Source organism: Vibrio qingdaonensis (assembly GCF_026191675.1).
Taxonomy (GTDB): domain Bacteria; phylum Pseudomonadota; class Gammaproteobacteria; order Enterobacterales; family Vibrionaceae; genus Vibrio; species Vibrio qingdaonensis.
In genome coordinates this window covers 1-6266 of record NZ_JAKRRY010000074.1, presented here as the reverse complement: position 1 = coordinate 6266, position 6266 = coordinate 1, and the positions used below count along the sequence as shown (strand labels likewise).

Here is a 6266-nt window from a genome sequence, read left to right as displayed (position 1 = left end):
TTTGACCATGGTAAAACTGCAAAGGTATCACCAGGGGTAAGTGCTCATGACCCGCTTCAATATGCTGTTGCATGGCAGCGATAGCATAACGTATCAGTCTGAACGCCATGTGTTTATCTGGCCGACTCTGGTGCTCAATTAACGCATAGACGTACCCTTCCCCCTGAGACGTTTTAAGAGAATAAAGGACATCCGAATAATAAGGCCGTAAGTTTTCTTCTATAAAGCTGCCTGATTCGAGCTTTAGGGTCGTCAAATCACAGATTTCACGCAGCTCAGCAGGTAGGTGGATATCCAATAAGTCCTTAGCGGTTTCAGGATGAGTGAGAAACTGCTTAAAGAGCGCATCATGTGGCGTTGGCGTGGTCTTTTTCATACCGTTACCTTAACACTAAATAAGTCAAATCAGTATTAGGATAAAAATCCTGCACCACGTTGGTTTCTTTCTACACATCAATTTGTGTTCATTTACACAATTTAGTTCACACAATTTGGTGAATTTACTCTAAGTAATCTTTGCCCCAAAATGGCTTAGTGCAAATACTCGTTCACATGCAGTTCATGGTCTTTTGCCATATTAAAAGTTATCTGAAAGTTTGTCCAAATAGGCACTTCGTGCCTCATGAAAGTGATAATGGCTGACAAGCGCAATTAGGCGAAAATGCCCTGAAAGCGTCACAAACTTTCAAGTACCTTCTCGGATTAATAGAAAATTAGCCCTATGCGTTTCTCATGTATGATTAAGAACTACTTTCCATGTACAACGTTTACTGTTGAAAAACTGATACTTGGCATTTATGGTTCTCATTCTTCAATTGCAGCCTTGGCACCATTGTACTGCTATCAAAATCATAAATGATAACTTCTGGGTGGTGAGTATCATAAGCCTGACCAATGAAAACAGCCGCAGCGTTTGAAGCACAAGTAAATAAGTGTATGGTTTGAATGCTATAATCAGATTTTAGTTTGTGAAAAATAGACTGAAGTTCGGCAGTCAAAGCTTTTCCGTTTTCAGGGTGTGGAATTGCACCGTTACCCATATATTTTTCTTTGGCTCTTATAGTGATGATCTGTGCGTTTTTATTACCACTTAAAGCTTTTGAAGCACCAATAAGACTTTCTGGTTCGGCAGTTAAGGCGATGTTTATGATGATGTCAGCATTTTCTGTTAAATCGTTTAGACCTTCTATTTCATAAAAAGCACCTACAGCTACTTCACTAGGCCAAGACCAGTTCCCACTTTCCCTAAAACGTAACATAGGCGTTACATCATTTTTATTACCCAATTTAGCTCCTAATCCAATAAGTGAAGATGTTGGTCCGAAGCCAAATAAAGCAGCATTGAAGCCACAACCCTTTGTTTGTTGAATGATCTTGTCTGCTGCACTTTGAATTACACTAGGCATCAATTGCCAAAATATATCTGGGGAATCAATCAATAAGTCTTCATTGTTGCTCAGAATGTTTATCTGTTCATGCATTCGGCGTTTAATTCTGGAGAGGCTACTGGCAACCTGAAGATATGATGGTGGCGAAACAGTTTGAGAGTTTACTGGCCATAGTACTGCATAAACTGGAATTGGCTGATATTTTAGGCCGTCCAGTAAGCTATTAGCAACAATACTAAACTCTTTTTTCATTGCTGATAACATTGGTGCGGTGTAGTCGCTTGCAGCTACTTTATCTATAAGTCTATGGTGCTTGTCACATAGAAGTAAAACGTTGTCAGGATTGTTGGAAAGCTTATTAGACAGTTCTGTGACCCCTCTGGCACCTTGCTCAGAAGACGCAACGTTATGGGCTAAATAAGCATAGTTTCCAGTCGTCCCTGAAATAGTATCATGGTCTAACTTTTCACCACATCCGGTGAACATGCAGCGACCATAGCTTTCTCTCCATACAGTATTTTTGGTATCTGCAGTGAAGTCTTTCCCTCTGCCTTTTAGTTTCCGATCATCCTCGAAGCGGACGAATAAATTCTCTAGTTCATCGATCGATAAATTAACGCTTTGTTGCCCCGCTTTAATCCAGATACCACTTATTGAGTCTAGTGTTAACAGATCGTAGCTCGTTATTTGATAACCTTGGATATTTCTGTATGTAATCACACTTTTGCTTTCAGATAAATTTGCTAGACAGTTTGCAGTGTCACGTGGTACTAGACATAACCTTAGCGTAGCTACTACTTCTTCATTAAGGCTAAGTAGAATGATGGTATTTTTATCATCGTTGTCAGTCAAAATTCCCACATCATTCCAGCTTACTAGCTTCTTAAGGTTTTTGTGGTATTGATTAAAATTATCCAGTGAATCAATTGGAGAACTCGCTGCCTGATTACAAAACTGATCAACTTTATTAGCCATTCACTTTCCTCGATAATTTTCAAATTTATTATTTATTTTGATGTAAATATTACTTGTCTACTACCAACAATAACAAAAAAGTTGCTATTCCGGATTGCGTATTTAGCATCATAGCCATTTTCAAAGTTGACGTTCAGCACGACAATAGAGAACAGTTATTTACAGCATTTCCACATAGTTAGCAATGTTCCTCCTGAACGATTGATAGTTCGATGACTTTTCCCTTTTCCAGGGTGTAGACCGACGTTGTTTTTATGCCTACGACAATAAAAAACAGTGGGCGATCGGAGTTGTCCTGTTCATGGGTTCGCCAGTCAGTTTTATCAGGGCTTGAGGGGCGCGGCACGTCTTGGGGGTGAGTGTGCCAGGTTCCAACATAGCCCAACAACTGTTCTGATGCGGTATAGGCTTCTTCAATTTCTGCCTGGTGAGCCTGTGAATCCAGCTTGAACGTCGTCCGGGTTCTTTGATCGGATGCTTTTGGAGTAGTCAAGGTATCTATCAAGACTTCACCGTTCCGGTTGTAATACCCAATGAGAAGTCCAGCTGACTCCACTGATGCTGGCTCTTCTTGCCGGTAGGTACACAACTTTTGATGAAGAGTCTGGGGGAGGTAAAGGCGCTTTCCACACTTGCTTTGATAGGTGATGAAATCCTTTGGCTGGCATATGTCACACAGAGGATGCCGTAAGGGTTGCTTCTTTAAAGAGGATGTGAAAGTTTGATATCTTGGAGTGAGATTGAGCCCTTCGCGCTCTGCATCTGCGTTATCGCCTTTCCAGCTAACTTTCTTTGACTCAGTCAACTTCCCTTCCAGATATCCGACAGCCAGATCTGCTGCGATAAGAGCTGTTTGTGTGGAGCTGATTGCGCCATAAGGGATAAACATCTCACCACAGCCAGCGTAGTTTTTAACTACATTCTGGTCGGATTCTATGAAATTGAGGTTGGATGCTAGACCGCGTACCCCAGTATTCGGCTCAACATACGCACATCGCAAACACCCCGGTTGACGCAGAATGTCTAGAACTGCATGTCCTCCGATTCCGTATCCTTCAAGCCAGCTATATATTACAGGGACTTTAACGTCCGATTTCACAAGATAATCGTGGAACAGGCGTTCATGGGTCGGCGCGCCTATGGCGATGACGACGAGATCATAAGCACTTAAAACATCGCGCTTTCTGTAATCGAGTAAAGAGTTGCGGTAACCATCTGCTTTCAGCCATGGAAACTTTGCTTGCAACTGAAAGGCTACAGCAAGAGCTTTCGGCCAGTCGGTCATGTTGCCCTCGAGGGTATGACGATACAAGTTAGACGTACTAAACCTGTCCGGATCTACAATATCAATACGGCCAATTCCTGCTGCTCCCAGCTTATGTGCTATTTCACTTCCTACCGAACCACAGCCAATCAGCAATACTTTCTTGTTATCAAGAGATGGGTTGGCACCACTGCGTGGCAACATGAGTTCTTTGTTGAAGACCTCAACAAAGATTGGCTCGATCTTCCACAACCTCATTTTTTCAGAGGTAAGGGGAAATGCCCGCTTCTTATCCAAACTGAGCTTTACCCCAACCCAGGCTTTGCCTGATGGTGTTACCGTGTTCAGCACTAGCCAGAACTCTTTAGCTCTGATAGGAAACAGCTCCTTGTCTGCCCTGCTTTTTGTTTCATGAGGGAGCCTTTGGAGGGCGTCCAGCAACCATGTTTTCAATCCGTCAGCATTGTGAGGAATAACCGGGTCTATGGATTGCAGCGGAAGAATACAGCCAGCGGCATCTTTTTGTTGCTGCCGTGCACCTATCTGGAAAAAGCGTGCCACATTTTGATCATTCCCCTCATATGGCAGGGCTGTGAAAGATGCGGAAATGCTCATAACGCTATCTGGTGAAATAGGTTTGTAAATATCCAGTTGAGTAAAATTGGCTACGCATGACGTGCAGTACAGTGTCTTTGCCGATTTGCTCATCATGCCCTTAGTGTTTGTGTACCAATTTGTGCTGAATTCCCTAAGTAACTCACTCTGGTTAAATTCGGAGTCTGTAATGAGTGAGCGTAGCAATTCAACATGCCGCCTTATGGATTCCTCGAAGGCCAGTTCTGGCCTTTCAAAGTTGACTGATACGGAGTCCAGGTGATTCACACAAATTGAGCCAAGCCCTCCGAAATTTTGAGTTGTCAGAACGTGGGCCAAGACCCCGAAAGATGCAGGGTCCTTTAAAAAAAAGTGCGGTAACTGCTGTAATTCATCAACGCAGAAATGCACCAAACTGACAAGGCGGCCATCAATTTCTACGCAGACCGAAAGTGTATCCAGATCCGAGTAGCTAGAGGGCTGAACTTCAAATTCACTGTCGAGGAAATATTCTAGAACAGAAGCGTAGTCCACGTTATGCACCTTGCGACGTGCCGGAAGCTCCTGCCGTGCTGAGGGGGGCGATCCCCGCAGCCGTTAGCGATGAAGCAGCCTTGGATGATGATTGCTTTTCTTGCTTGGGCACTTTGAAATCGTCGCCAAACAGCTTATTCAAGATTTCGCACTGTTCTACTTCGTCCGTCTCATCCGAGGCTTTCTGTAGGTCCTCTTGAAGCTTGAGCAGCTTGTTTCTAAGTTGGGCACCGACATTTAAATCACTACCATCGGCGTGCCCACCTTCCACCTTGTGTTGGAAAATATCGCGTTTCGGTTTTTTTGGTAACTTGACATATACGCGATAATCGTCTGTTCCCCATGGAGCTGAAATGTAGTCAGCATCAAGAATTGCATCAACCGTGCTTTTCAACGCCTGTAGATCGTCATCCACCTCGGCTGACAGCGAGTTAGGGCTATATTGTTCTTTCAGCATGACGGTTAGGCCAATAGAGAAGACCTTCTTTCTTACCTCTTCAGAATTAAAGTTCACCTCTCTCCAGCGTTTTATGTAGCGGATCAGACGTTTAAGCTGCTTGCGTTTTACTGTAGCCCCAAAAACAAAGTCATCAACGCTATCGATCCACTCAATAAGTCCTTTTTGATCAGCCTCTGACCATTCCTTGTGATCATCACTGGAACCATTTTTACCGACAGCGAGGTAGTAGGTATCATCGCCAAAAAAAGAGGTCTCTTTTTTGTATACGGTATAGTCAATATGCAGGTTGATTGATTTGTAGTCCGCTGTAACGCACGGCTTTTTGATTCTCGGATCCTTGAAATTCCGCTTATCCAGCACTTCTTTTATGACTTTCTTTGGAGCAACAGGATCTTCTGGTGCTTTCTCTGCATCAATGACGATTGCGCGATCTATGTCAAAATCACCATCCAGACTGTTGATGGCAGTGTTAACAGCAAATGATCCTTGCATGAATGAGTCGATTACAGGGTAGCCTGCCTCTTTGAAAGCGATTTTGATTTCCTCGAAAATGCTTTTATCTTTTTCCTTTGCCTTTTTATATCCTTCAGAGTGGCTGGTTAGGTAGATTTTCTTATTGAACTTGTTGAAATGATTTTGAATAGACATTGAGCACAGATCTCCCAGGTGATGGAATGAGTCAGGTAGTATATGGGGATGCATACAGTCAACTTCAAGTGACTGGATAGAAAAAAGACAAACTGTTCAAGAGAGCTACAGAAATCAGTTGACCTGCACCACTAATACCGGACGCGCTGTTAAGCAACTTTTCCATACTAGAAGTAATTTATGGATTGCTAATTTAGTAAAATGACTAACGAACTTCTGTCCAAAAATGTGTTGAAGGGTAGTCTCCTACCCTATTTCAATCAGCGGCCATAAGCCGCTTTTTTAAATCCAGCCTCGCTCAGAAAAAGACACCACACACTCAAATGAAACCACAAAGTGGTCCAGTACTCGGATATCAACCAATGCCAACGCATCCGTCAGTTGACGGGTAATGCGTCGGTCA

The 6266-nt window shown here is 43.1% G+C and carries 5 protein-coding genes; all 5 read right to left on the bottom strand.

Annotated features, from left to right (window positions below; all coding sequences use genetic code 11):
- On the bottom strand, window positions 1-376 hold a 376-nt coding region (locus MD535_RS24845), incomplete at its 3' end, for an Rpn family recombination-promoting nuclease/putative transposase (RefSeq protein WP_265677938.1).
- 391 nt (window positions 377-767) lie between these two features.
- Entirely contained in the window at window positions 768-2363 is a 1596-nt protein-coding gene (locus tag MD535_RS24840; protein ID WP_237300839.1) for an SAVED domain-containing protein, read from the bottom strand.
- Between the two features lie 178 nt (window positions 2364-2541).
- A complete protein-coding gene (locus tag MD535_RS26230; RefSeq protein ID WP_237300838.1) occupies window positions 2542-4755 on the bottom strand; it encodes a ThiF family adenylyltransferase in 2214 nt (737 codons plus the stop codon).
- Window position 4756: 1 nt separating this feature from the next.
- Window positions 4757-5863 carry a nucleotidyltransferase domain-containing protein gene (locus MD535_RS24830; protein ID WP_237300837.1) on the bottom strand — a complete coding sequence of 369 codons (1107 nt, stop codon included), beginning with the start codon at window positions 5861-5863 and terminating at the stop codon, window positions 4757-4759.
- 282 nt (window positions 5864-6145) lie between these two features.
- Window positions 6146-6266 (bottom strand): JAB domain-containing protein (locus MD535_RS24825; protein ID WP_279348374.1); only part of this gene is annotated, 121 nt, incomplete at its 5' end.

Coding starts and splice junctions, on each gene's coding strand:
- MD535_RS24840 (WP_237300839.1), bottom strand. CDS start 2,363: ATGGCTAATAAAGTTGATCAGTTTTGTAATCAGGCAGCGAGTTCTCCA.
- MD535_RS24830 (WP_237300837.1), bottom strand. CDS start 5,863: ATGTCTATTCAAAATCATTTCAACAAGTTCAATAAGAAAATCTACCTA.